Annotated in this window: 23 protein-coding genes and 1 rRNA gene; 6 read left to right on the top strand and 18 right to left on the bottom strand. The window is 71.8% G+C overall.

What is annotated here, in order from left to right:
- Positions 1-34 precede the first annotated feature (34 nt).
- A complete protein-coding gene (locus tag ABTZ91_RS23325; RefSeq protein WP_352079145.1) occupies positions 35-1,354 on the top strand; it encodes a DUF2637 domain-containing protein in 1,320 nt (439 codons plus the stop codon).
- A gap of 73 nt (positions 1,355-1,427) precedes the next feature.
- Here ABTZ91_RS23325 and lysS read toward each other — a convergent pair whose 3' ends face one another.
- The gene (lysS, locus tag ABTZ91_RS23320; RefSeq protein WP_352079144.1) at positions 1,428-3,149 is read right to left on the bottom strand and encodes a lysine--tRNA ligase; all 1,722 of its coding nucleotides are present in this window, start codon (positions 3,147-3,149) and stop codon (positions 1,428-1,430) included.
- A 232-nt stretch (positions 3,150-3,381) separates the two neighbouring features.
- Between lysS and argS the strand changes: the two genes are divergently transcribed.
- The gene (gene argS / locus ABTZ91_RS23315; RefSeq protein WP_352079143.1) at positions 3,382-5,151 is read left to right on the top strand and encodes an arginine--tRNA ligase; all 1,770 of its coding nucleotides are present in this window, start codon (positions 3,382-3,384) and stop codon (positions 5,149-5,151) included.
- A 63-nt stretch (positions 5,152-5,214) separates the two neighbouring features.
- Here the strand turns inward: argS and ABTZ91_RS23310 are convergent, their stop codons facing one another.
- Positions 5,215-6,498, bottom strand: coding sequence for a helix-turn-helix transcriptional regulator (locus tag ABTZ91_RS23310; protein WP_352079142.1), 1,284 nt, complete (start codon positions 6,496-6,498; stop codon positions 5,215-5,217).
- 272 nt (positions 6,499-6,770) lie between these two features.
- Between ABTZ91_RS23310 and ABTZ91_RS23305 the strand changes: the two genes are divergently transcribed.
- Positions 6,771-7,439 carry a DUF4232 domain-containing protein gene (locus ABTZ91_RS23305; protein ID WP_352079141.1) on the top strand — a complete coding sequence of 223 codons (669 nt, stop codon included), beginning with the start codon at positions 6,771-6,773 and terminating at the stop codon, positions 7,437-7,439.
- Positions 7,440-7,525: 86 nt separating this feature from the next.
- On the opposite strand, the gene ABTZ91_RS23300 is transcribed toward ABTZ91_RS23305, so the two are convergent.
- The 7 genes from ABTZ91_RS23300 to ABTZ91_RS23270 all read right to left on the bottom strand — a co-directional run bounded on the left by ABTZ91_RS23300 (position 7,526) and on the right by ABTZ91_RS23270 (position 14,441).
- The gene (locus ABTZ91_RS23300; RefSeq protein WP_352079140.1) at positions 7,526-7,798 is read right to left on the bottom strand and encodes a DUF1876 domain-containing protein; all 273 of its coding nucleotides are present in this window, start codon (positions 7,796-7,798) and stop codon (positions 7,526-7,528) included.
- A 77-nt stretch (positions 7,799-7,875) separates the two neighbouring features.
- Positions 7,876-8,877, bottom strand: coding sequence for a porphobilinogen synthase (gene hemB / locus ABTZ91_RS23295; RefSeq protein WP_352079139.1), 1,002 nt, complete (start codon positions 8,875-8,877; stop codon positions 7,876-7,878).
- Between the two features lie 213 nt (positions 8,878-9,090).
- Positions 9,091-10,761, bottom strand: coding sequence for a uroporphyrinogen-III synthase (locus ABTZ91_RS23290; RefSeq protein WP_352079138.1), 1,671 nt, complete (start codon positions 10,759-10,761; stop codon positions 9,091-9,093).
- The gene (hemC, locus tag ABTZ91_RS23285; protein ID WP_352079137.1) at positions 10,758-11,744 is read right to left on the bottom strand and encodes a hydroxymethylbilane synthase; all 987 of its coding nucleotides are present in this window, start codon (positions 11,742-11,744) and stop codon (positions 10,758-10,760) included. Before hemC ends, ABTZ91_RS23290 begins: the two co-directional genes overlap by 4 nt.
- On the bottom strand, positions 11,741-13,096 hold the full coding sequence (locus ABTZ91_RS23280) for a glutamyl-tRNA reductase (RefSeq protein ID WP_352079136.1): 1,356 nt from the start codon (positions 13,094-13,096) through the stop codon (positions 11,741-11,743). The genes hemC and ABTZ91_RS23280 overlap by 4 nt, the downstream gene beginning before the upstream one ends.
- The gene (locus ABTZ91_RS23275) at positions 13,093-13,893 is read right to left on the bottom strand and encodes a redox-sensing transcriptional repressor Rex (protein WP_352079135.1); all 801 of its coding nucleotides are present in this window, start codon (positions 13,891-13,893) and stop codon (positions 13,093-13,095) included. The genes ABTZ91_RS23280 and ABTZ91_RS23275 overlap by 4 nt, the downstream gene beginning before the upstream one ends.
- 272 nt (positions 13,894-14,165) lie before the next feature.
- The gene (locus tag ABTZ91_RS23270) at positions 14,166-14,441 is read right to left on the bottom strand and encodes a glutaredoxin family protein (protein WP_352079134.1); all 276 of its coding nucleotides are present in this window, start codon (positions 14,439-14,441) and stop codon (positions 14,166-14,168) included.
- A 116-nt stretch (positions 14,442-14,557) separates the two neighbouring features.
- Between ABTZ91_RS23270 and ABTZ91_RS23265 the strand changes: the two genes are divergently transcribed.
- The 3 genes from ABTZ91_RS23265 to ABTZ91_RS23255 all read left to right on the top strand — a co-directional run bounded on the left by ABTZ91_RS23265 (position 14,558) and on the right by ABTZ91_RS23255 (position 18,241).
- Positions 14,558-15,490, top strand: a complete 933-nt coding sequence (locus ABTZ91_RS23265; protein WP_352079133.1) for an HAD-IB family hydrolase — start codon at positions 14,558-14,560, stop codon at positions 15,488-15,490.
- 452 nt (positions 15,491-15,942) lie between these two features.
- Positions 15,943-16,743, top strand: a complete 801-nt coding sequence (locus tag ABTZ91_RS23260) for an ECF subfamily RNA polymerase sigma factor, BldN family (RefSeq protein WP_352079132.1) — start codon at positions 15,943-15,945, stop codon at positions 16,741-16,743.
- Between the two features lie 301 nt (positions 16,744-17,044).
- Positions 17,045-18,241: a DUF5667 domain-containing protein gene (locus tag ABTZ91_RS23255; protein WP_352079131.1), complete on the top strand. Its 1,197-nt coding sequence runs from the start codon at positions 17,045-17,047 to the stop codon at positions 18,239-18,241.
- A gap of 93 nt (positions 18,242-18,334) precedes the next feature.
- On the opposite strand, the gene ABTZ91_RS23250 is transcribed toward ABTZ91_RS23255, so the two are convergent.
- From ABTZ91_RS23250 to rrf, 9 genes are all read right to left on the bottom strand, one after another.
- On the bottom strand, positions 18,335-19,333 hold the full coding sequence (locus tag ABTZ91_RS23250) for a lysophospholipid acyltransferase family protein (protein ID WP_352079270.1): 999 nt from the start codon (positions 19,331-19,333) through the stop codon (positions 18,335-18,337).
- A gap of 62 nt (positions 19,334-19,395) precedes the next feature.
- Positions 19,396-20,457 carry an NAD-dependent epimerase/dehydratase family protein gene (locus ABTZ91_RS23245; protein ID WP_352079130.1) on the bottom strand — a complete coding sequence of 354 codons (1,062 nt, stop codon included), beginning with the start codon at positions 20,455-20,457 and terminating at the stop codon, positions 19,396-19,398.
- A gap of 174 nt (positions 20,458-20,631) precedes the next feature.
- Positions 20,632-20,730 carry a 30S ribosomal protein bS22 gene (locus tag ABTZ91_RS23240; RefSeq protein ID WP_003948845.1) on the bottom strand — a complete coding sequence of 33 codons (99 nt, stop codon included), beginning with the start codon at positions 20,728-20,730 and terminating at the stop codon, positions 20,632-20,634.
- A 182-nt stretch (positions 20,731-20,912) separates the two neighbouring features.
- A complete protein-coding gene (locus ABTZ91_RS23235) occupies positions 20,913-21,122 on the bottom strand; it encodes a helix-turn-helix domain-containing protein (protein ID WP_046910004.1) in 210 nt (69 codons plus the stop codon).
- 126 nt (positions 21,123-21,248) lie between these two features.
- Positions 21,249-22,064 (bottom strand): phosphatase, encoded by an 816-nt coding sequence (locus ABTZ91_RS23230; RefSeq protein ID WP_352079129.1) that lies wholly within the window; start codon positions 22,062-22,064, stop codon positions 21,249-21,251.
- A gap of 159 nt (positions 22,065-22,223) precedes the next feature.
- Entirely contained in the window at positions 22,224-23,402 is a 1,179-nt protein-coding gene (locus ABTZ91_RS23225) for an acetoin utilization protein AcuC (protein WP_352079128.1), read from the bottom strand.
- Positions 23,371-24,588 (bottom strand): MFS transporter, encoded by a 1,218-nt coding sequence (locus tag ABTZ91_RS23220; RefSeq protein WP_352079127.1) that lies wholly within the window; start codon positions 24,586-24,588, stop codon positions 23,371-23,373. The genes ABTZ91_RS23225 and ABTZ91_RS23220 overlap by 32 nt, the downstream gene beginning before the upstream one ends.
- A 55-nt stretch (positions 24,589-24,643) precedes the next feature.
- A complete protein-coding gene (locus ABTZ91_RS23215) occupies positions 24,644-25,300 on the bottom strand; it encodes an HAD family hydrolase (protein WP_352079126.1) in 657 nt (218 codons plus the stop codon).
- Positions 25,301-25,390: 90 nt separating this feature from the next.
- Positions 25,391-25,485: ribosomal RNA gene (gene rrf, locus ABTZ91_RS23210) — 5S ribosomal RNA — on the bottom strand; the annotation flags it as partial.

The raw sequence follows: 25,485 nt of genomic DNA, 5'->3' as shown, positions 1-25,485 counted from the left end.
CCCGCGAGATGTCGATCGACGGGAGGGATCGCGGGTGGCCGCGATGCAGCTGACACGCACGCACCGGATACTCATCGGCCTGGTGGTCGCGGGTGCGTTGATCATCGCCGGGATCGGTTTCGCCGGCTCGTACGCTGCGGTGCGCGAGCTTGCCGTCGACAAGGGTTTCGGGGATTTCTCGTATTTCTTCCCCATCGGTATCGATGCGGGCATCTGTGTGTTGCTGGCGCTCGATCTGCTGTTGACGTGGATGCGTATTCCGTTTCCGTTGCTGCGGCAGACGGCGTGGCTGCTGACGGCGGCGACGATCGCGTTCAATGGTGCGGCGGCGTGGCCGGATCCGTTGGGTGTGGGGATGCATGCGGTGATTCCGGTGCTGTTCGTGGTCGCGGTGGAGGCGGCGCGGCATGCGGTGGGGCGGATCGCGGACATCACGGCTGACAAGCACATGGAGGGTGTGCGGCTGACGCGTTGGCTGTTGTCGCCGGTTCCGACGTTTCGGTTGTGGCGTCGGATGAAGTTGTGGGAGCTGCGGTCGTATGAGCAGGTGATCAAGCTGGAGCAGGATCGTCTGATCTATCAGGCGAGGCTTCAGGCGCGTTTTGGCCGGGGGTGGCGGCGTAAGGCGCCGGTGGAGGCTTTGATGCCGTTGCGGCTTGCGAAGTACGGGGTGCCGTTGGCGGAGACGGCTGCGGCGGGTTTGGCGGCGGCGGGTGTGGAGCCGGTGTTGTTGCCGTCGGCTCCGGTGGTGGCGGAGTTGGAGCAGCCGCGGGTGGCTCAGGTGCCGGTGCGGGCGGGTGCGGTGGGTCAGCAGCAGGGTGGTGTGCCGGGGCAGCAGGGTGCGGGGGCGCAGGGTCCGGGGTCGCCGGGTCCGGGTCCGGGTCCGCAGCAGCAGGTGATCGGGGCCGGGCAGGGGGCGGTGGCTCAGGGTGGGCCGTTGCCGGAGGCCGTGCCGGTGAATCACGAGAGTCCGTGGTTCGATGCTCCGCAGGTCTCGCCGGAGGCGTACGAGGGTACGTACAACCCGAGCATCGTGGAGGGTCTGGAGCCGACGCCGGTGGCGGTTCCACATGGTCCGGAGGATGTACCTCCGCCGGGTCCGGAGGAGTTCCAGCCGTATCCGGAGTATGTGGACGAGCCGTTGTCTCCGGAGGAGTTCGCGGAGGCGGCGTACAAGGCGATGTGGGACTACGTGGAGGAGAAGCAGGACTTCCCGAACGCGGAGCAGCTCGACATCTGGCTGAGTGACATGTACAAGATCACGCATCCGCGGAGTGCGTCGATCCTGCGTGAGCTGACGCCGCGGTTGCGGGATCGGATCACGCGGGAGTGGGCGGAGAACCACACGCCCTGAGTTCTTGGCAGACCGCCCTCCTCCGCGTGATGCGGAGGAGGGCGGTGGTGTGTGTCGGTGGTGGAGGGTGGGGTCAGGCGCCGAGGAGCTTGCGGACCCGGTCGGCGCCGACGGCGAGGAGCAGGGTGGGCAGGCGGGGGCCGGTCTCGCGGCTGACCAGGAGCTTGTAGAGCAGGGCGAAGAAGGAGCGCTGCGCCAGCTTCAGCTCGGGGGTCGGCTTGGCCTCGGGGGTGAGGCCGGCCATGACCTTGGGGACGCCGTAGACGAGGGTGGTCAGGCCGTCGAGGGACCAGTGGGTGTCCAGGCCCTCCAGGAGCAGCCGCAGCGACTCGCGGCCCTCGTGGTCGAGGGAGGCGAGCAGCTCGGTGTCCGGCTCGTCGCGGACGATGGTGCGCTGGTCGGCCGGGACCTGGGTGGTGATCCAGTTCTCGGCGCGGTCGAGGCGCGGCCGGACCTCGTCGAGGGAGGTGACCGGGTTCTCCGGGTCGAGCTCGCTGAGGATGCGGAGGGTCTGCTCGTCGTGGCCGGCGGTGATGTCCATGACCGAGGCGAGCGTCCGGTACGGCAGCGGGCGCGGGGTGCGCGGCAGCTCACCGGCGGCGGTGCGGGCGGCGCGGGCGTGGGCGGCGGCGTCGGCGGGGAGGACGGTGCCGTCGGCGACCTTGGCCTCCAGCTTGTCCCACTCGTCGTAGAGCCGCTGGATCTCCTGGTCGAAGGCGATCTTGAACGACTGGTTGGGGCGGCGGCGGGCGTAGAGCCAGCGCAGGATCTGCGGCTCCATGATCTGGAGGGCGTCGGCCGGGGTGGGGACGCCTCCGCGGGAGGAGGACATCTTGGCCATGCCGCTGATGCCGACGAAGGCGTACATGGGGCCGATGGGCTGGACGCCGTCGAAGATGCCGACGATCTGGCCGCCGACCTGGAAGGAGGAGCCGGGTGAGGAGTGGTCGACGCCGGAGGGCTCGAAGATGACGCCTTCGTAGGCCCAGCGCATGGGCCAGTCGACCTTCCACACGAGCTTGCCGCGGTTGAACTCGCTGAGCCTGACGGTCTCGGCGAAGCCGCAGGCGGTGCAGGTGTAGGCGAGCTCGGTGGTGTCGTCGTCGTAGGAGGTGACGGTGGTGAGGTCCTTCTCGCACTGCCCGCAGTAGGGCTTGTACGGGAAGTAGCCGGCGCTGCCGCCGGAGCCGTCGTCCTCGTTGGCGGCGCCGGAGCCTTCCTCGGCTTCGAGCTCGGCCGCGTCGAGGGGCTTCTGGGACTGCTTCTTCGGCGTCTTCTTCGTCCGGTACTGGTCGAGGATGGCGTCGATGTCGGCGCGGTGGCGCATGGCGTGCAGGATCTGCTCGCGGTAGGCGCCCGACGTGTACTGCTCGGTCTGGCTGATGGGGTCGTATTCGACGCCGAGCTCGGCGAGCGACTCGACCATGGCGGCCTTGAAGTGCTCGGCCCAGTTGGGGTGGGGGGAGCCGGCGGGGGCGGGGACGGAGGTCAGGGGCTTGCCGATGTGCTCGGCCCAGGACTCGTCGACGCCTTCGACGCCGGCCGGCACCTTGCGGTAGCGGTCGTAGTCGTCCCAGGAGATGAGGTGGCGGACCTGGTGCCCGCGGCGGCGGATCTCGTCGGCGACCAGGTGCGGGGTCATGACCTCGCGGAGGTTGCCGAGGTGGATGGGGCCGGACGGGGAGAGGCCGGAGGCGACGACGACCGGTTTGCCAGGCGCACGTCGCTCCGACTCGGTGATGACCTCGTCCGCGAAACGTGAGACCCAGTCGGTCTCGGTGCTGCTCTGAGCCACGGTCGGTACGTCCTTCTTCCTTGATTTCCCTCAAAGCCTTACAGCCCTACGTGAGCCATTCTCCCAGACGGACGGAGGCGCTCGGAGGTTGTCCACAGGCTGGGGTCGGTCGCGGTCGGTGGTCGGGGGTTTGTCCACAGGGGGAGAAAACACGTTGCTCTGCCGTGGGACACTTGACAAGCGAAATAGACCACCGGGACACCCGGACTCGACACAACAGGAACGGAAGCTCATGGCCTCGGTCCCTTCCCTCGCTTCGACCGTGCAGCAGCGCCTCGCGGAAGGCCTCTCGGCAGCTCTGCCGGAGGCCGGTTCCGCCGACCCGCTGCTGCGACGAAGCGACCGGGCCGACTTCCAGGCCAACGGCATCCTGGCGCTGGCCAAGCGGCTGGGGGGCAATCCGCGTGAGCTGGCGACGAAGGTCGTCGAGTCGATCCCGGCGAACGACGTCCTGGAGGAGATCGAGGTCTCGGGTCCCGGGTTCCTCAACATCACCGTGTCGGACGCGGCGATCGTCGAGACGCTGGCGGCCCGCGCGGCCGACGAGCGGCTCGGTGTGCCGTTCAACCCGGCGGCGGGGACGACGGTGATCGACTACGCGCAGCCGAACGTGGCGAAGGAGATGCACGTCGGCCATCTGCGGTCGGCGGTGATCGGCGCGGCGATGGTCGAGATCCTGGAGTTCACGGGCGAGAAGGTGGTCCGGCGGCATCACATCGGCGACTGGGGCACCCAGTTCGGCATGCTGATCCAGTATCTGATCGAGCACCCGCACGAGCTGGACCACAAGGTCGAGGGCGCGGACGTGGAGGTCTCCGGCGAGGAGGCCATGTCCAACCTGAACCGCCTGTACAAGGCCTCGCGGGCGCTGTTCGACTCCGATGAGGAGTTCAAGACGCGGGCGCGGGCGCGGGTCGTGCAGCTGCAGGCGGGCGACGAGGAGACGCTGGCGCTGTGGCAGCGGTTCGTCGACGAGTCGAAGATCTACTTCTACTCGGTGTTCGAGAAGCTGGACATGGACATCCGTGACCCGGACATCGTCGGCGAGTCCGGTTACAACGACATGCTCCAGGAGACGTGCCGGCTCCTTGAGGAGTCGGGTGTGGCGGTCCGCTCGGAGGGTGCGCTGTGTGTGTTCTTCGACGACGTGAAGGGCCCGGACGGCAATCCGACGCCGCTGATCGTGCAGAAGTCCGACGGCGGCTTCGGCTACGCGGCGACGGACCTGTCGGCGATCCGTGACCGGGTGCGGAACCTGAAGGCGTCGACGCTGCTGTACGTGGTGGACGCCCGCCAGTCGCTGCACTTCAAGATGGTCTTCGAGACGGCCCGCCGGGCGGGCTGGCTGAACGACGAGGTGAAGGCCGTCCAGCTGGCGTTCGGCACGGTCCTCGGCAAGGACGGCAAGCCGTTCAAGACCCGTGAGGGCGAGACGGTGCGGCTGGTGGACCTGCTGGACGAGGCGATCGAGCGGGCCTCGTCCGTGGTCCGGGAGAAGGCCCAGGACCTGTCCGAGGAGGAGATCGCCGAGCGCGGTGCCCAGGTGGGCATCGGTGCGGTGAAGTACGCGGACCTGTCGACGTCGGCTGCGCGGGACTACAAGTTCGACCTGGACCAGATGGTGTCGCTGAATGGTGACACGTCGGTCTATCTGCAGTACGCGTACGCCCGGATCCAGTCCATCCTGCGCAAGGCGGGCGAGGCGAAGCCCGCGGCGCACCCGGAGCTGGCCCTCGCCGGGTCGGAGCGGGCGCTCGGTCTGCACCTGGACTCGTTCGGCGAGCTGGTCCAGGAGACGGCCGAGGAGTACGCGCCGCACAAGCTGGCCGCGTACCTCTACCAGCTGGCCTCGCACTACACGACGTTCTACTCGGAGTGCCCGGTCCTCAAGGCGGACACCCCGGAGCAGGTCGAGAACCGTCTCTTCCTGTGCGACCTGACGGCCCGGACCCTTCACCAGGGCATGGCCCTGCTGGGCATCCGGACCCCTGAGCGTCTGTGACGGGCAGGGGCGAGCGGTGACGGTGGCGGACGGCCGTGCCTTCGGGCATGGCCGTCCGCCGTTTCACTGGGTGACCCATTCGCCCTTGTCGGGCCAGTAGCCGTAGGTCGGCCGTCCCTCGATCGCGCTGGTACGGAACGGCTCACCGCCGTCGTCGACGCGGACGACCCCCTTGTCCGCGCCGCTGCTCCAGTGGAGCTCCAGGTACCAGGAGGCGGCGTACTCCTCGGTGTGCACGTCGAGGTTGAGCACCTGGGGGTCTCCGGTGGCGACCTTGTACGGGAAGTCCTTCGCGGGCACCACGCGGTCGCCGTCCTGTCCGGCGACCGGTTTCACGTACGGGCGGGGCGCGTCGAGGTCGACGTCGAAGGTCTGCGGGGTGACGCCGCTGCCGCAACCGTCGCCCATGGAGTACGCGGCCCGGTCCAGCGGTGTGCCGCGCTCCACGACCCGTACGTGCAGGGCGGTGAGGACGACCGGTTCCTGGGTGCGGCCGGTCACGGTGAGCTGGAGCTGCATGTGGCCGCCGTCGATCCCGCCGAGCGCACGGGCCCAGCCGCGGGTGTCCTGCGGCGGGGGCGGCGGCGGTACGTGGCGGGGCTCCTGGTCGAGCACGTAGTACTGGCCGCAGGGCGCGGCCCAGTTGTAGGAGCTGACGCCGGCGCTGAGGGGTGCGGGTGAGGCGGGGCTGCCCCCTGGGGTGGCGGTGGGGCGCTCGCCGACGCGTCCGACGAGGTAGGCGGCGGGCACGGCGAGGGCAACGACGGCCGCCACGGCGAGGGCTCCTCGGCGTGCGCGGCGTCCCCGGTGGGGTGTGCCGGAGGGGCCGGCGATCTCCTCGACCACGGGGTCGGCGGCGAGCTCGACGGGCCCGGCCCCGGTCTGCCGGGCCGCGGGCCCGGGCGCCGGCCCAGGCGCCGGCTCAGGCACGGCCTCAGTCCCAGGTGCGGGCCCAGACACGGCCTCAGGCCCAGGCACCGGCCCGGGCGCGGGCCCAGACGCGGCCTCAGGCCTTAGCGCCGGCTCAGGCACCGGCCCAGGCGCCGGTTCGGCCCTCCGCGCCGTCGGTTCCGGGGCCGGCTCGGCCTTGCCCCGCCTGCGGGCCTCGTCGGCGAGGATCCAGGCGCGGTGGAGTTCGACCAGTTCCTCGCGGGAGGCCCCGCACAGTCGCCCGAGCCGCTCCACGGGCGCGAACTCGGTGGGTACGGCGTCGCCGTTGCAGTAGCGGTGCAGCGTGGAGGTGCTGACGTGCAGCCGGCTCGCGAGCGCGCCGTAGCTGAGTCCGGACCGGTCCTTGAGTGCGCGCATCCGCTGCGCGAAGCCGTCCACCGTGTCCGCCGCGTCCATCCGCGTCCCCCCGTCGCCCGTTCCGCATCCCAGGAACGCATTCCAGGGGGCGGTCATCTCCCCAGGTCACGGCGGGTGCCGGCGTTCCAGCGTTCCCTATTGTCCCGTGCCGATTGCGGTGGGTTCACGCCGACCCGCAGGGTGGTGGTCATGCCGAACAGCCGCGTCACCGACGCTCTGGCGGTCGCGGTGCTGATCGCCTGCGCCGCGGTCGTGATCGCTCTGCTGAACCACCGATGACCGAACGATTCCGCTCTCACGGGGGAACCACCATGCGCACACTCGCTCGCCGTCTCGCCCTGCCCGCCGCCGCTCTTTCGGCGGCCCTCGCCCTCACCGCCTGCCAGTCGCAGGACACTCCGGCCGCCGCGCCGAAGGCGCCGGCCCAGCCGTCGACCCGTACGGCCGAGGCCACCACGACGACCCCCTCCAAGGCCCCCACGCCGACCCCCACCACGGCGGACACCGCCCGCCCCACCGCCAGGGCGACCACCCGCCCGACACGCACGCCGAACGCCGGCGACGCCACCCGCGTCCCGTGCACGGCGGCGAACACCAAGATCGTGGCGAGCAAGGTGAGCCGCCCCATCAACCACCTGGTGCTCACCGTCACCAACATCGGCAGCCGCCCCTGCGACGCGCCCCACGCGCCCCTCGTCGGCTTCGACCACAGCCAGGCGCCCATCAGGGTCCTGGAGGACAGCAAGCCGCAGGCCGTGCTCGGCCTGGCGCCCGGCGAGTCGGGCTACGCGTCCGTGATCCTCACCGGCGAGCCGGGCGGGCCGGGCGAGGACACCCACGGGACGACCGTGCGCACGATCCGGGTCAACATCACCCCCGACAGCAGCACGACGGTGACGGCGCCGAGCGGCACGTACGCCGACGACGGCGCCGCCGTGTCGTACTGGCAGCAGACCCTCGAGGACGCCCTCACGTACTGACGCCGGACCCCGGGCCGCCTTGGCACCCGACCGCCCGACCGCCCTGGCACCCGACCGCCCGACCGCCCGACCGCCCCGGGGACGCCCTAACGGCGGATCGGGTGGGAGGTCCGCCCCGAGGCCTCGTCGATCTCGGTGTGGGCCTTCTGGAGCAGCTGCGAGGCGAGGTCCATGAGCGCGCGGGCCCCGGCGATCTCCTCGCCGACCCGCAGCTGCTCGGGGTCGGAGGGGTGACGGTGGGCGTTGCCGTGGGCGCGGAACTCGGTGCCGTCGCCGAGCCGCACCATCGCCGCCGCCCGCGTCCGGTCGCCCTCCTCCTTGAACTCCATCTCGATGTGCCAGCCGACAAGCGTGTTCATGTGCATGAGGACCACCTCCACAGAGGTACCTGTCGGTACCTCTCCAGGGTGCATCCGCGTGCGGGCAGTCCGCTCGCTCAGAGCCCGCGGCCCAGCTTCTGCGCGACCTCCGTCGCCCAGTAGGTGAGGATCATCTGCGCGCCGGCCCGCCGGATGCCGGTGAGGGTCTCGAAGATCGCCTTGTCCCGGTCGATCCAGCCCTTCTCGGCGGCGGCCTCGACCATCGCGTACTCGCCGCTGATCTGGTAGGCGGCGACGGGCACGTCCACCGACTCCGCGACCTTGGCGAGGACGTCCAGGTACGGGCCGGCCGGCTTGACCATCACCATGTCGGCGCCCTCCTCGAGGTCGAGCGCCAGCTCCCGCATCGACTCGCGCACGTTGGCGGGGTCCTGCTGGTAGGTCTTGCGGTCGCCGGTCAGGGAGGAGCCGACGGCCTCGCGGAAGGGCCCGTAGAAGGCGGAGGAGTACTTCGCGGTGTACGCGAGGATCGACACGTCCTCCTTGCCGATGGTGTCGAGGGCGTCGCGGATCACGCCGACCTGGCCGTCCATCATCCCGGAGGGCCCGACGACGTGGACGCCGGCGTCGGCCTGGACCTGGGCCATCTCGGCGTACCGCTCCAGGGTGGCGTCGTTGTCGACGAGCCCGGCGGCGTCGAGGACGCCGCAGTGGCCGTGGTCGGTGTACTCGTCGAGGCACAGGTCCGACATGATCACGAGGTCGTCGCCGACCTCGGCCTTCACGTCCCTGATGGCGACCTGCAGGATGCCGTCCGGGTCGGTGCCCGCCGTGCCGGCCGCGTCCTTCTTCGTGTCCTCGGGCACGCCGAACAGCATGATCCCGGAGACCCCGGCCTCCACGGCCTCCACGGCGGCCTTGCGCAGGGTGTCGCGCGAGTGCTGGACGACGCCGGGCATCGCGGTGATCGGCACGGGCTCGGTCACGCCCTCGCGTACGAAGGCGGGCAGGATGAGATCGGCCGGGTGGAGCCGCGTCTCGGCCACCATGCGGCGCATGGCAGGACTGGTCCGCAGCCGCCGCGGCCGCGCCCCGGGAAAGCTTCCGTACGAGTTCATGTCATCGAGGCTACGCCCGGGCCGTCCATGCACTTGCCGACACCGTGTTGCCGCCCTGCGAGCCACCCCGCGCCGCACCCCCGTGTGGGCCGTCGTCCCGCTGCGGGGTCCCCCCAGGGCGAAGCCCTAGGGGGAGGGACGAATGCCCACAACGAGGGGCGGGACGCGGGCCCCGTGAAGGAACCCGCGCCCCGCGGACAGCGGCAGAGACGACTACGTCGTACGGCGTCTGCGCGCGCCCGGGCGTCGCTCGCTCGGCCGGGTCACCGGGTCGCCCGCCTCCAGCGCCGCCTCGCGCCGCCGCAGGCCGAACTCGGCGAGCGCCTCGGCCAGCTTGTGGACGGACGGTTCCGGCGAGAGGACGTCGACCCGCAGCCCGTGCTCCTCCGCGGTCTTCGCGGTGGCGGGGCCGATGCAGGCGATGACGGTCACGTTGTGCGGCTTGCCGGCGATGCCGACGAGGTTGCGCACGGTGGACGACGAGGTGAAGAGCACCGCGTCGAAGCCGCCGCCCTTGATCGCCTCGCGGGTGTCGGCCGGCGGCGGCGAGGCCCGGACGGTCCGGTAGGCGGTGACGTCGTCGACCTCCCAGCCGAGCTCGATCAGGCCCGCGACCAGGGTCTCGGTGGCGATGTCGGCGCGCGGCAGGAAGACGCGGTCGATCGGGTCGAAGACCGGGTCGTACGGCGGCCAGTCCTCCAGGAGGCCGGCCGCGGACTGCTCGCCGCTGGGCACCAGGTCCGGCTTCACACCGAAGTCGATCAGCGCCTTGGCGGTCTGTTCGCCGACCGCCGCGACCTTGATGCCGGCGAAGGCGCGGGCGTCGAGCCCGTACTCCTCGAACTTCTCCCGGACCGCCTTGACGGCGTTGACCGAGGTGAAGGCGATCCACTCGTAGCGTCCGGTGACGAGGCCCTTGACGGCCCGTTCCATCTGCTGCGGGGTGCGCGGCGGCTCGACGGCGATGGTCGGCACCTCGTGCGGCACGGCGCCGTAGGAGCGCAGCTGGTCGGAGAGCGAGGCGGCCTGTTCCTTGGTGCGCGGCACGAGGACCCGCCAGCCGAAGAGCGGCTTGGACTCGAACCAGGCCAGCTGGTCCCGCTGTGCCGGGGCGCTGCGCTCGCCGACCACGGCTATCGCCGGGCGGTGTCCCTCGGGCGAGGGGAGGACCTTGCCCTGCTTGAAGACCTGGGCGATGGTGCCGAGGGTCGCGGTCCAGGTCCGCTGCCTCGTCGTCGTACCGGCGATGGTGACGGTGAGGGGGGTGTCCGGCTTACGGCCCGCCGCCACCAGTTCACCGGCGGCCGCGGCCACCGCGTCGAGGGAGGTGGAGACGACGACGGTGCCGTCGGAGGCGCCGACCTCGGCCCAGCAGCGGTCGTCGGCGGTGCGGGCGTCGACGAAGCGGACGTCGGTGCCCTGCGCGTCGCGCAGCGGTACACCGGCGTACGCGGGGACGCCGACGGCGGTCGCCACGCCGGGCACGACCTCGAAGGGGATGCCTTCGGCGGCGCAGGCCAGCATCTCCTGGCCGGCGTTGCCGTCGAGGCCGGGGTCGCCGGTCACCGCTCGGACGACCCGCTTGCCGCCGCGCGCGGCCTCCATGACAAGATTGGTCGCATCCCTCAACACGGGGACACCGACGGTTGTTGACGCTTCGTCGACAACCGTCAGCTCAGGCGTGCTCACGCCCGGGCGGGCGTGGCCGCGGACGACTTCGAGCACCTCCGGCTCGGCGATCAGGACGTCCGCGCCGGCCAGGGCGTCGACGGCCCGGAGCGTCAGCAGTCCGGGGTCGCCGGGTCCGGCGCCGAGGAAGGTGACGTGACCGTGGCCGGTGAAGGCGGCGGTCGCGGGGCTGGTGGTCGGGCTGGTGGGGCTCAAAGTGCTCGCTCCCCCATAAGACCGGCCGCACCCTTGGCGAGCATCTCGTCCGCGAGTTCGCGTCCGAGGGCCACCGCCTCGTCGTAGGAGGTGGGTACGGGACCGGTGGTGGACAGCTGCACCAGCGTGGTGCCGTCGGTGGTGCCGACGACGCCGCGAAGGCGCATTTCGGTGACAACCTGCCCGTGACCGGGGCCGTCGGCCAGCAGGTCGGCCAGCGCACCCACGGGTGCGGAGCAGCCGGCCTCCAGGGCGGCGAGCAGGGATCGCTCGGCGGTCACGGCGGCCCGGGTGTACGGGTCGTCGAGCTCGGCGAGCGTGGCGACGAGGTCGGCGCGGGACGCCGCGCACTCGACGGCCAGGGCCCCCTGGCCAGGGGCGGGCAGGACCGTGTCGACCGACAGGTGGTCGACCGACAGGGAGCCGGTGAGCTCCTCGGTTCCGCCGATGCGGTTGAGTCCGGCCGCGGCGAGTACCACCGCGTCCAGTTCTCCGCTGCGTACATAGCCGACGCGGGTGTCGATGTTGCCCCGGATCGGTACGGTCTCGATGGTCAGGCCGTGGCTGCGCGCGTACGCGTTGAGCTGGGCCATGCGGCGCGGGGAGCCGGTGCCGACGCGGGCGCCGGCCGGCAGGGTCGCCAGGGTGACGCCGGGCCGGGCGACGAGGACGTCGCGCGGGTCCTCGCGCTCGGGCATCGCCGCGAGCACCAGGTCGGGGTGCTGGGCGGTCGGCAGGTCCTTGAGGGAGTGCACGGCGAAGTCGACCTCGTCGGCGAGCAGCGCGTCGCGCAGGGCGGCGACGAAGACGCCGGTGCCGCCGATCTGCGCGAGGTGCTCGCGGGAGGTGTCCCCGTACGTCGTGATCTCCACGAGCTCGACGGGCCGGCCGGTCAGCTGCCGGACGGCGTCGGCCACATGTCCGGACTGGGCCATGGCGAGCTTGCTGCGCCTGGTCCCGAGCCTCAGTGCCCTCTCGGTCATACTCGCCCTCGGTTCTTGACGTCGCCGTCGTTCAGGTCGGCCCGGCTGACAGAGGCAACCGTCTCCGGGTCGAGGTCGAAGAGTGTGCGCAGCGCGTCGGCGTACCCGGCGCCGCCGGGCTCGCTGGCGAGCTGCTTGACGCGCACGGTGGGCGCGTGCAGCAGCTTGTCGACCACGCGCCGCACGGTCTGGGTGATCTCGGCGCGCTGCTTGTCGTCGAGTCCGGGCAGCCGGCCTTCGAGGCGGGCGACCTCGCCGGCCACCACGTCGGCGGCCATGGCGCGCAGGGCGACCACGGTCGGCGTGATGTGGGCGGCGCGCTGGGCGGCGCCGAAGGCGGCGACCTCGTCGGCGACGATGGTGCGCACCTGGTCGACGTCGGCGGCCATGGGCGCGTCGGCGGACGCCTCGGCCAGCGACTCGATGTCGACGAGGCGGACGCCCGGCATGCGGTGGGCGGCGGCGTCGATGTCGCGGGGCATGGCGAGGTCGAGCAGGTGGAGCGGGGCGGTGCGGCCGTGCAGGGCGGTCTCGACGGCCTCGCCGGTGAGGACGAGTCCGGTGGCTCCGGTGCAGGAGACGACGACGTCGGCACGTGTCAGTTCGTCGCCGACGGCAACCATCTCGACCGCGCGTGCGGCCACGCCCGTCGAGCCGGGCTCGGTGAGGATCTCGACGAGCCGGTGGGCGCGTTCCATGGTGCGGTTGGCGATGACGATCTCGGCGACGCCGGCCCGGGCGAGGGTGGCGGCGGCGAGCGAGGACATCGAGCCGGCGCCGATGACCAGGGCGCGCTTGCCCTTGGCCCAGGTGTCGACGTCGGCGCCCGCGGCCACCTGCTGGAGGCCGAAGGTGACGAGCGACTGTCCGGCGCGGTCGATGCCGGTCTCGCTGTGGGCGCGCTTGCCGACCCTCAGGGCCTGCTGGAACAGGTCGTTCAGGAGGCGGCCGGCGGTGTGGAGTTCCTGGCCGAGGGCGAGGGCGTCCTTGATCTGGCCGAGGATCTGGCCCTCGCCGACGACCATGGAGTCCAGGCCGCAGGCCACCGAGAAGAGGTGGTGGACGGCCCGGTCCTCGTAGTGCACGTAGAGGTAGGGGGTGAGCTCTTCGAGGCCGACGCCGCTGTGCTGGGCGAGCAGCGTGGACAGCTCGGCGACGCCGGCGTGGAACTTGTCCACGTCGGCGTAGAGCTCGATGCGGTTGCAGGTGGCGAGGACGGCGCCCTCGGCGGCCGGTTCGGCGGCGAGGGTGTCGTGGAGCAGCTTGGTCCGGGCGTCCGGGGAGAGCGCGGCGCGCTCCAGGACGCTGACGGGGGCGCTGCGGTGGCTGAGGCCGACGACGAGGAGGCTCATGCCGGCATCACGGCGGGCATGTCCCCGTCAGGTCCCTTACGGCCGGCGTCCTCCGCGGTACGGGCGGCCGGCGGTACCGCGGCGGTGGTGCCGGGCTCGGCGGTGGGCTCGGCGCCGGCTTCGATGCCGAGTTCCTCGCCGGCCTTGCGCTGCTCGTGGAAGGCGAGGATCTGCAGCTCGATGGAGAGGTCGACCTTCCGCACGTCCACGCCGTCGGGCACGGAGAGCACGGTGGGGGCGAAGTTCAGGATGGAGGTGACGCCGGCGGCCACGAGCCGGTCGCAGACCTGCTGGGCGACGCCGGCGGGGGTGGCGATGACGCCGATGGAGACGCCGTCCTCGCTGATGATCTTCTCGAGGTCGTCGCTGTGCTGGACGGGGATCCCGGCGACCGGCTTGCCGGTCATGGCGGGGTCGGCGTCGATGAGCGCGGCGACGCGGAAGCCGCGGGAGGCGAAGCCGCCGTAGCCTGCGAGGGCGGCACCGAGGTTACCGATGCCGACGATGACCACGGGCCAGTCCTGGGTGAGCCCGAGCTCGCGGGAGATCTGGTAGACGAGGTACTCCACGTCGTAGCCGACGCCGCGCGTCCCGTAGGAGCCGAGGTAGCTGAAGTCCTTGCGCAGCTTCGCGGAGTTGACCCCCGCGGCGGCCGCGAGCTCCTCGGAGGAGACCGTGGGTACGGAGCGCTCCGACAGCGCCGTGAGGGCACGCAGATACAGCGGAAGGCGGGCGACGGTGGCCTCGGGAATTCCTCGGCTACGGGTCGCCGGTCGGTGAGTTCGGCCAGTTGCCACGGTGCTCCTGCGGGATGAGCGGGGCTGTAGGCGGCCGTGTGTCCCAGGACCGCCCCGTCGAATGCAGGCTATGTCTTTGTGAACGCGTGCACAAAGATGGTGTCCGTTTTGTCTGGCCAAAGTGACCGGGGTCACGCGGCCGGTTCGTATCGGTACGGAACTGCGGACGGTGCCGGCGCGTCCAGAAGGCGAAGGGGGCAAAACCGCACACTCTCCTGACGACGCTGCCCCCGAAACCCAACAAAGCGTCCACGATGGTAGCCGTCTTCCGGTCACGCACCCAGTTCGCGCCGGAGCCGCCCGGCGTCCACCCGCCAGAAGGTGTGCTGCTCGCCGTCGACCAGGACCACCGGGATCTGCTCCCAGTAGGCGCGGTGCAGCTCCTCGTCCTGGGTGATGTCCTTCTCCTCCCAGAGTGCCCCCGTCTCCGCGCAGACGGCCTCGATCACCGCCCTGGCGTCGTCGCACAGATGGCACCCCGGCCTGCCGATCAGCGTCACCGTGCGCGGCCCGCTCTTCTTCCTCGTACGTCCGAACATGCCGTCCATTCTGCGCGGCCCGGACGACGGCGGGGCCCCCGCCGTTCCCGGCCGTCCACGACTGTTCACACGACGGCGGCCTGACACGTCCGGAACGACCGAACAGACTGGCTATGCTCAACGACATGGCCGCTCTGGGATGGCTCACCACCCGTAGGCGCTCCGCCACCGCGCGCAGCGTCCTGGCAGGCGAGGCCGCCGCCGAGGCGGCGCGCAAGACCTCGGCCCAGCTGGAGCTGGAGCGCGGTCAGGCCGCGCCCGCCGAGCCCGCGTTCCCCGTCGCCGGCGACGTGGAGGCCGCCGCCTTCTTCGACCTGGACAACACCGTCATGCAGGGCGCCGCGATCTTCCACTTCGGCCGCGGCCTGTACAAGCGGAAGTTCTTCCAGCGCCGCGAGCTGGCCCGCTTCGCCTGGCAGCAGGCCTGGTTCCGGCTCGCCGGCGTCGAGGACCCCGAGCACATGCAGGACGCCCGTGACAGCGCCCTGTCCATCGTCAAGGGCCACCGGGTCTCCGAGCTGATGGCGATCGGCGAGGAGATCTACGACGAGTACATGGCCGACCGCATCTGGCCCGGCACGCGCGCCCTGGCCCAGGCGCACCTGGACGCCGGACAGAAGGTCTGGCTGGTCACCGCCGCCCCCGTCGAGACCGCCACGATCATCGCCCGCCGCCTCGGCCTCACCGGCGCGCTCGGCACGGTCGCCGAGTCCGTGGACGGCGTCTACACCGGCAAGCTGGTCGGCGAGCCCCTGCACGGCCCGGCCAAGGCCGAGGCGGTGCGCGCCCTGGCCGCCGCCGAGGGCCTGGACCTCGCCCGCTGCGCCGCCTACAGCGACTCGCACAACGACATCCCGATGCTGTCGCTGGTCGGGCACCCCTACGCCATCAACCCGGACACCAAGCTGCGCAAGTACGCCAAGGAGCGCGACTGGCGGCTGCGCGACTACCGGACCGGCCGCAAGGCGGCCAAGGTCGGCATCCCGGCCGCCGCGGGCGTGGGCGCCCTCGCGGGCGGCACGGCCGCCGCGCTCGCCCTGCACCGCCGGCGCCGCTGACCCGCTCTTTCCCGGGCGCCACGGGCACCGCGGGGCGCCGCTCCGGGCCCGGCGACTGCCGATACGTTTCGGCCGCGATCGACTGCGACAACCCCGGACCGGCGCCGCTCACCCGCGCGTGGTCGAACATCCCTCCAGCGCACCGTCCCGGGCATTCACCGCTCCCTACCCGCAAGCGGGCCGGATCACTCCCCTGTATCGCACTCGACCACAACCGCGCCCGGCGATGATCACAATCGGAAGCAAACCGATCAACAATCAGTCACCAAGTGGGTCTCGATCCGACCGCAAGCGGTAACGGATACGACTGAATCGATGATTTGAGCAACTGGGTGTAGCGCTGCCTGTACGAAGCGTTATTCTCCTCAGACGCACACCGGAACCCTCACGTCGCCACGACGAGTGAACGGTCCCGCACTGCACGTGATGGAAGCTCTGCCTCTGGGAGTCCCGTGTACCCACACGTCGGGGTTGACGCCTCGGGCCTGGCTACGCTGCGCGCAACGGTCCTCGACCACTTGCGCGGCTTCGTCCCCACCGCGTACGCCGGCCTCGTACCCGCCTTCAGCGGGCCCGCCTTCACAGGGCCGGCACCCGCCGGTCCCTGCTACGCCCTCGCCGAGAGCGGTGCCGCTGTCGGCAGACGCGGCACCCGGGGCGCCACCGGAACCTCGACCGCCGCCCGGCGGCCCACCGCCGACAGCGACAGCGCCCGCATGATGGACCTGGTCGAGCGCGCCCAGGCCGGTGAGGCCGAGGCCTTCGGCCGCCTCTACGACCAGTACAGCGACACCGTCTACCGCTACATCTACTACCGCGTCGGCGGGAAGGCGACGGCCGAGGACCTCACCAGCGAGACCTTCCTGCGCGCCCTGCGCCGGATCTCCACCTTCACCTGGCAGGGCCGCGACTTCGGCGCCTGGCTCGTCACCATCGCCCGCAACCTGGTCGCCGACCACTTCAAGTCGAGCCGCTTCCGCCTCGAGGTCACCACCGGCGAGATGCTCGACGCCAACGAGGTCGAGCGCAGCCCGGAGGACTCCGTCCTCGAGTCCCTCTCCAACGCCGCCCTCCTCGACGCCGTCCGCCGGCTCAACCCACAGCAGCAGGAGTGCGTGACCCTCCGCTTCCTCCAGGGCCTCTCGGTCGCCGAGACCGCGCGGGTCATGGGCAAGAACGAGGGCGCGATCAAGACCCTCCAGTACCGGGCCGTCCGCACCCTGGCCCGCCTCCTCCCGGACGACGCCCGCTGAGCGCAGCGCGCCCCCCACACGCGTCGCGTCGGCCCGTCGCCCCACCGTCCCCACCCGGCCCGGCCCCCCACGCCACCACGACCCCCGCCCAACTCACAGTCGGTGACGCCGCGATGACGCACTGGTCCGATCATCTTTCGCGCGTAACCCAAGTGCCGCGCCGCTCGTTGTGCGGAATGCAGGCTCCCTGTGGTCACGCCATGTCCACGTCCACTCACTCTTTCGTGTGGACGTGCTCAAGGTGTGCAACCCTCCGAAGCCCCCGGGGAGTCGACCGTCATGACGAGAGGAGGTGCCGCCAGTGATCGCGAACGTTTCGGCGCACCGGCGGGCGAACGCCTTCGCCCAGGCCCTGGAGGATCGGACGTCCGAGGGCGCGGCGGCCGAGCAGCCCGAGGCATCGGCCGAACCAGCCGATCACGCAAGGCTGTTGGCCCTGGCGAACGGTCTCGGCGACATGCCGAAGCCGCAGATGGACCCCGAGGTCAAGGTGGTGCAGCGAGCCCAGCTCGTCGCCGCCATGGAAGCGATGCTCGCGGAGGGGAGCGCGGGCGCGGGCCCTACGGTGCCGGAGCAGCGGACCGTGGGCCGGGGAGCCCATCGGGCCTCCCCGCTGAGGAAGTTGCGTCCCCGTTCCCGCTGGACCAAGGGCCTCGCCGCCGGCGGCCTCACCGTCGGTGTGGCCGCGGGAGCGTTCAGCGGAGTGGCCGCCGCCAGCTCCGACGCCCTCCCCGGTGACTCGCTCTACGGGCTGAAGCGCGGCATGGAGGACATCAAGCTCGGGATGGCGGACGACGACGCCGACCGGGGCGGGATCTACCTCGACCAGGCGTCCACCCGCCTGAGCGAGGCCCGCAGACTGATGGAGCGCGGCCGGTCCGGCGACCTCGACCACGAGTCGCTCAGCGAGATCCGCCGCGTCCTCGGCGTCATGAAGCACGACGCCGCCGAGGGCCACCGACTGCTCCGCCTGGCCTACGAGCGGGACGGCGAGATCGGTCCCATGGCCCGGCTCAACTCCTTCGCCCAGGCCCACCGGGCCACCTGGGACGGGCTGCGCGACCGGCTCCCCGTCCAGCTGACGGACGTCGGCAACGAGGTGAGCGACGTCTTCGACGCCATAGACGAAGAGGTCGAGCCGCTGCAGTCCGTGCTCCCGCGCACCCCCGAGCGCGGCTCCATCGGTTCCGGCGACCCGAGCGCGCCGCGAAACACCCCCTCCACCGACCCCCGGCAGCCGCACACCTCGCCCGCCGCCCCCTCCACCGGCGGCGACACCACCCAGCCCCACCCCTCCGGCTCCGGTCCGGGCACGCGCTCCCCGGAGGACGACGGGCTCCTGGGCGGCAGCACGGGCGGACTGCTCGACCCGCCGCGTACGGGCCCGAGCACACCCTCGCCCGAGGACCCCACCCACCGGGTCCCGGACGTGGAGATCCCGCCCCTCCTCCCGGGCCTGCTGCCGGGCCTCGGCATCGACAGCAGCGACGCGCAGTAGGAGCGATACGGGGTGGGGGCGCCGTCCGCCTGGACGACGCCCCCACCCCGTACGCACACCCCGCCCCCGTACGGTCGCGCCCTCCCCGTACGGTCAGAAGAAGACCGACCGGCGCTGCACCAGCAGCTTGTACAGCGCGTGCTGGATCTGCTCCCGCACCTGGTCTGTCAGGTTGAACATCAGCATCGGGTCCTCCGCCGCCTCCAGCGGATAGCCGTCCGTCGGGATCGGCTCGCCGAACTGGATCGTCCACTTCGTCGGCAGCGGCAGCGCGCCCAGCGGCCCCAGCCACGGGAAGGTCGGGGTCAGCGGGAAGTACGGCAGGCCGAGCACCCTCGCCAGCGTCCTCGCGTTGCCGAGCATCGGATAGATCTCCTCCGCGCCCACGATCGAGCACGGCACGATCGGCACCCCGGCCCGCAGCGCCGTCGACACGAAGCCGCCCCGCCCGAAGCGCTGCAGCTTGTACCGCTCGGAGAACGGCTTCCCGATGCCCTTGAAGCCCTCCGGCATCACACCGACGACCTCCCCGGCGCGCAGCAGCCGCTCCGCGTCCTCGGCACAGGCCAGCGTGTGCCCCGCCTTGCGGGCCAGCTCGTTGACCACCGGCAGCATGAAGACCAGGTCGGCGGCGAGCAGCCGCAGATGCCGGCCGGCCGGGTGGTGGTCGTGGACGGCGACCTGCATCATCAGGCCGTCCAGCGGCAGCGTCCCGGAGTGGTTGGCCACCACCAGGGCGCCGCCCTCCTTCGGGATGTTCTCGACGCCCTTCACCTCCACCCGGAAGTACTTCTCGTACAGCGGGCGCAGCAGCGACATCAGGACCTGGTCGGTGAGCTCCTCGTCGTAGCCGAACTCGTCGACCTCGTAGTCACCCGTCACCCGCCGTCGCAGGAAGGCCAGTCCACCGGCCAGCCTCCGCTCCCAGCCGGGCCGCTCCGGGGGCTGGGCGGCCCTCGGCGCCTCCTCGGGCGGCTCGGGCACCTGCTGGGCCGGCAGGGCCCGTACGGCGGCCTCCTGGCCGCGTGCCGGGGGCCTGCGGCGCGCGCGGGACCGGTCGTCGTCGAAGGGAATGACCTTGGCGTCCGCCATCGCGATCTGGGCTCCTACTCGGCTGCTCGGCTGTCCGGCCATGCGTCTCTTCGGCTCTTCGGTTATTCGGCGTCTGCGGGCGGGGAGGAGGACGGCACGGCGCCGAGCCGCCCGGCGACGCGGTCCACGGCCCCCGCGAGGAGCTCCGGGGGCAGCAGGCCCGGCCCCTGGCTCGCGGCGAAGTCCGCGAAGGCCTCCGCGGTCGTGTAGCGGGGCTCGAACCCGAGGGTCTCGCGCATCTGGACGGTGGAGACCACCCGACCGTGCGTCAGCAGCCGGATCTGCTCCGGGGAGAAGTCGGTCACCCCGACCGTACGCAGCGCCTGCCCCACCCAGGTCACCGCCGGCAGCAGTACCGGCACCGTCGGCCGGCCGAGCCGCCGCGCGCACTGGGACAGCAGCAGCACCCCGTCGCCGGCCACGTTGAAGGTGCCGCTGTTCAGGGTGGCCCGGCGCGGCTCGCGCGCCGCGAGCTCCAGGACGTCCATGACGTCGTCCTCGTGGACGAACTGCAGGCGCGGGTCGTAGCCGAAGACGGTCGGCAGGACCGGCAGCGCCAGGTACTCGGCGAGCGGGGAGTCCACCCGCGGCCCGAGGATGTTCGCGAACCGCAGCACGCACACCGCCACGTCCGGCCGGCGGCGGGCGAAGCCCCGTACGTACCCCTCGACCTCGACCGCGTCCTTGGCGAAGCCGCCGCTCGGCAGCGACTTCGCGGGGGTCGTCTCGGTGAACACGGCCGGGTCCCGGGGCGCCGAGCCGTACACGCTGGTGCTGGACTTCACCACCAGCCGTGTGATCCGGGGCGACTTCTGGCAGGCGGCGAGCAGCTGCATCGTCCCGATGACGTTGGTCTCCTTGACCGACGTACGGCCGCCGGAGCCGAGCGGCGTCCCGGTGACGTCCATGTGGACGACCGTGTCGACGTCGTACTGGGCCAGGACCTTCGCGACCGCGGGCCGGCGGATGTCCGCGCGGACGAACTCGGCCGCTCCGAGCGGGTGCGGGGACTCGACCGCGTCCACGGCGATCACCCGCTCGACTTCCGGGTCCCGCTGGACGCGCCGTACGAAACGGGCGCCGAGGTGCCGCGCCGCACCGGTGACGAGCACGACCTTGCCCAAGATCAGCGCCTTCCGTCGGTCTTTCGTGGGTGTTCCGTCGGTGTTCCGTCGACCGCCACCGTAGCGCTTCCGCATTTCGGCGCGATGAAAGCCCGCCAGAACAAAAGCGTGGCCCCCCACCGCGGAACGGTGAAGGGCCACGCCCGACGCGAAACGCCGTCGTTGCAGCGACGCCTACTTCTTGTTGCGACGCTGAACACGGGTGCGCTTGAGCAGCTTGCGGTGCTTCTTCTTGGCCATCCGCTTACGCCGCTTCTTGATAACAGAGCCCACGACTACCCTCGCTCACTTCTCGGAACATCCCCGCGCCAGCGGGGATCGGTGCGGGGCGTCTGGGCCCACACGACCTACGAGGGGCTAGCCTACCGCCCCGAGCGACCCGCTTGTAATCCGAGGGGCGCAATGGGGCGTCCGGGAGGCGTTCGGGACCGTCCGGGCGCCGGGCCGCGCGCTCGCTACGCGGTCGCCACCCCCACGAAGGACTCCCTCAGGTACTCGTGAACCGCCTGTTCCGGCACCCGGAAGGACCTGCCCACCCGGATCGCCGGCAGATGACCGCTGTGCACCAAGCGGTACACGGTCATCTTCGAGACGCGCATCACCGAGGCGACCTCCGCCACGGTCAGAAACTTCACCTCGTTGAGAGGCCTGTCGCCAGCAGCCATGACCCACCTGTACCTTCCGCCGCGACGCCCACCGGCTTCCCCTCCGGTGACTCTTCGTCGCTGAGCGCTCACACCCAGAGTAGGGGCGGGTGGTACGAGTGGGGAAGAGGAGCTGCCATCGGCCATTTACCGTGACAGACACGCTCGATTGAGTACATAGCGAGTGAGTGGACGGTAGTAGTCGGCGCGGACCCCGTCATCAAGCGGAACGGCCACGGACACCTGCCCCTCCGCCTCCCCGACGAACAGCGCGGGATCGTCCGTGTCGGCCAGGCCGATGGCCTCGATACCCAGCTGACCTGCCCCGCAGACCCAGCCGTGGTCCCCCACCACCAGTTCCGGAAGCGGCCCGCCGCTCTCGGCCGCGCTTTCGAGCGCCGCCCTGACCGGCAGCGGCGAATGGGTGTGCGCCCCGGGTTCACGCCCTGCGGCCGGCAGACCCGGTTCTCGCACCAGCGCGACACCCCGTACGTAGTCCAGGAGGTGCGTGCGTACGCCGAACCGGGTCGTTATGTCGACACATCTCCCCTGCGCCGGGGTGAGAACAAGACATCCCGCCGCCGACAAAGCGTCTGCGAGAGCGGCGTAGAAACCGAGCAGCCGGTGCGGATGCCCCGTCCCGAAGAGCACCGGAGCCCGCCGCGCCGCCGCCTCCCCGAGCCGCTCCGCGAACGCCCCGAGCGCCCCGAGCGTCCGCTCCGGGTCGATCACGTCCGGGCCCGAGCGGTGCGCCGGATCCCCCGACACCCCGCACCGGTCCGCCATCAGCCGCAGCAGCTCGGCCTCGTCCCACCCCGACGCCGGGTCCAGACCGAGCGTCACCCGCGGATCCCGCGCGGCGAACAGCCGGTAGCTCCGCAGGCTCACCTCCCGCGACGTCGCCACGGTCCCGGCCAACCCGGCCGCCAACAGATGCGCCCGCAGCGCCCCGGTACTCAGCACCCGACCGATGCTGCCGGACCCCGCCCGGGGCAGGGCGGGAACCGGCCGCACACCGCACAGTTGGCGTAACGGCCCACCACGCCGCACCACGCCTCCGTCCGGGGGCCGCCGCCCGGGGGCTGCCGTCCGGGGCCGCCGCCCGGGGGCTGCCGTCCGGCCTCAGGCCAGCAGCCCGCGCAGCGGGAACACCGCACGGCGCGTCGCCAGCACCGCCTGGTCGAGCCGGTCCGCCGGGTCGTAGCCCTCCGCCCAGTCACGCCACCCGACCGGCCACCGCCCGTCGGTCATCCGCATCGGACCGGGCTGCCGCGTCCGCGCGTACACCTCGTCCCGCCACGAGGACGGGATCACCGACTCCGGATCCACCGGAGCGTGCGCCGCGATCCCCACCAGATGCGTCCACGACCGCGGGACGACGTCCACCACCGCGTACCCGCCACCGCCGAGCGCCACCCACCGGCCGCCCTCCACATGCGCGTGCGCCAGCTCGTGACACGCCTCCTGCACCGCCCGCTGAGCGTCCAGCGACACCGCCAGGTGCGCCAGCGGGTCCTCGAAGTGCGTGTCCGCCCCGTGCTGGGTGACCAGCACCTGCGGCCGGAAATCGGCGAGCAGCTCCGGCACCACCGCGTGGAAGGCCCGCAGCCACCCCGCGTCCCCGGTCCCCGCCGGCAGCGCCACGTTCACCGCCCCGCCCTCACCGGCGCCGGCCGCGCCCGTCTCCTCCGGCCAGCCCGTCTGCGGGAACAGCGTCCGCGGATGCTCGTGCAGCGAGACCGTCAGGACCCGCGGATCGTCCCAGAACGCCGCCTGCACCCCGTCCCCGTGGTGCACGTCCACGTCCACGTACGCGACCCGCTCCGCCCCCAGTTCGAGGAGCCGGGCGATCGCGAGCGCCGCGTCGTTGTAGATGCAGAAACCCGACGCGGCCCCCGGCATCGCGTGGTGCAGCCCGCCCGCGAAGTTCACCGCGTGCGCCGCCTCACCCTGCCACACCGCCTCCGCCGCGCCCACCGACTGACCGGCGATCAGCGCCGAGATCTCGTGCATCCCCGCGAACGCCGGATCGTCCACCGTGCCGAGCCCGTACGCCTGGTCGGCCGCCCGCGGATCCGCCGACGCCGCCCGCACCGCCGCCACGTAGTCCTCACGGTGCACCAGGCGCAGCGTCGACTCGCCGACCGGCTTCGCCGCCACCACGTCCACCGCCCGGTCGAGCCCGTACGCCCGCACCAGACTCATGGTCAGCGCCAGCCGCACCGGGTCCATCGGGTGCTCGGGCCCGAAGTCGTAGCCCGTGACAGCTTCATCCCACATCAACAGTGCGCGGCCGCTCATGCCCGCCACCGTATCGGGCCTTCGGAGAGGCGAACGACGTGGCGTACACCACCGTCACGAGCACCAGCACCATCGGCACCAGCATCGCGCCCCGGTAGCTCCACGCGTCACCGAGCGCCCCCACCAGCGGCGACCCGATCAGGAAACCCACGTAGTTGAAGACGTTCAGGCGCGCGACGGCCGCGTCGCTCGCCCCCGGGCCGTGACGTTCGAAGGCGAGCCGGCCCGCCGCGGCGAAGGTCTGCGGCACGATCACGCTCAGCCCCAGTCCCAGCAGCGTGAACCCGGCCATGCCCACCCACGCCCCCGGCGCCACCGCCACCACCGCGAAGCCCAGCGCGGCGAGCACCGCCCCGCCCCGCACCACCAGGACCGCCCCGAGCCGCCGCACCCCGAAGTCCCCGACGGCCCGCCCGAGCAGCGTCGTCACCATGTACGCGTTGTACGGCACGGTCGCCAGCTCCTCCGAGCCGTGCAGCACGTCCTGGAGGTACTTCGCCGACCAGTTGGAGACCGTGGAGTCCCCGATGTACGCGAACGTCATCACCAGGCACAGCGGCAGCAGCGCCTTGAACGCGACCCCGCCCGAACCCGCCCCGGCCTGCGCCGTGCCCGCCCCCGGCCCCGGCTCGTCCACGTACCAGCGGCCGCCGGCGAACGCGACCGGCAGCAGCACCGCCACGACCGGCAGATACGACACGAACAGCGGCAGGTCCCCGTACGCCCCCACCCAGGCCAGGGAGGCCCCCGCGATCCCGCCGAGGCTGTACGAGGCGTGGAAACCGAGCATGATGCTCCGCCCGTACGCCCGCTGGAGGCTCACGCCCAGCATGTTCATGGACGCGTCCAGGGCGCCGACGGCGAGCCCGAACACGCCGAGCGCGACGGCCGCCGTCCACAGCTCCGTACCGGCCCCGACCGCGAGCAGCGCGAGCAGCACCACCGGCTGGGACCAGCGCAGCACCCGCCCCGCCCCCACCCGCGCGACCAGTTTCCCGGTGAGGACGCTCGCCACCCCGGCGAGCACGGGCACGGCCGCCAGGAAGACGGGCAGCAGCCCGTCGGATATCCCGTACCGGTCCTGGATCGCCGGTATCCGGGTCACCAGCAGGGCGAAGGTGACCCCCTGCACGAAGAAGCTGCCCGCCAGGGATCCCCGCCCACGCCGCAACCGCGCATCCGTCATGGCGGCACAGCGTAGGCCCGGCCCCTACCGAGGGGTAGACGGTTCACAGGCCCCATCACAGGCCCAGAATCGCCGGCAGCTCCTCCATCGTCCGGAAGAATCCGTCGGCCCCCGCGAGCTTCGCCTCGGGCGTCATCGCGGTGAACCCGTAGACGTCCATCCCGGCGGCGAGGGCGGCCTGGACTCCGAGCGGGCTGTCCTCGACCACGACACAGCGTCCGGGCGGGACTCCCATGCGCTCGGCCGCGTGGAGGAAGAGATCGGGCGCCGGCTTGCCCCGCCCGACGTCCTCGGCGCTGAAGACGATCTCGTCCGGGAACCACACGTCGAGCCCGGTCTTGCGGTGCCCGACCCGGATGCGCTCATGGCTCCCCGAGGACGCCACGCAGTACGGAATCCCTTCGGCCGCCAGCCTCTTGAGCACGTCGGCGGCCCCGACCACGGCCTCGAGCTCCCGCTCGAACGCGGCGAAGACGCGGGCGTGGAAGGTCTCGTCGAACTCCTCCGGCAGCCGCCGCCCGCTGCGCTCCGCGACCAGCTCGTGGATCCGGTGCATGGCGGATCCCATGTAGTCCCGCACCGACTCCTCGTACGTGGTGGGGTGCCCGAGCTCGGTGAGGTAGGCGGCCAGCAGCCGGTTGGAGATCGGCTCGCTGTCGACGAGCACACCGTCGTTGTCGAAGACGACCAGATCATACGAGTCATAGGGCATGGGCCTCACCTTACGAGCCCGCCGCAGGCGCCGGGCCGTGAACGCAGAAAAGCCCCGCACCAAAAGGTGCGGGGCTTCCCCACAATGATCGTTCGGCGGCGTCCTACTCTCCCACAGGGTCCCCCCTGCAGTACCATCGGCGCTGAAAGGCTTAGCTTCCGGGTTCGGAATGTAACCGGGCGTTT

Origin of the sequence: Streptomyces sp. NPDC126499 (genome assembly GCF_040302485.1) — a bacterium.
In the GTDB taxonomy this organism is placed as follows: Bacteria; Actinomycetota; Actinomycetes; order Streptomycetales; family Streptomycetaceae; genus Streptomyces.
This window is presented reverse-complemented; position numbering and strand designations above follow the sequence as displayed.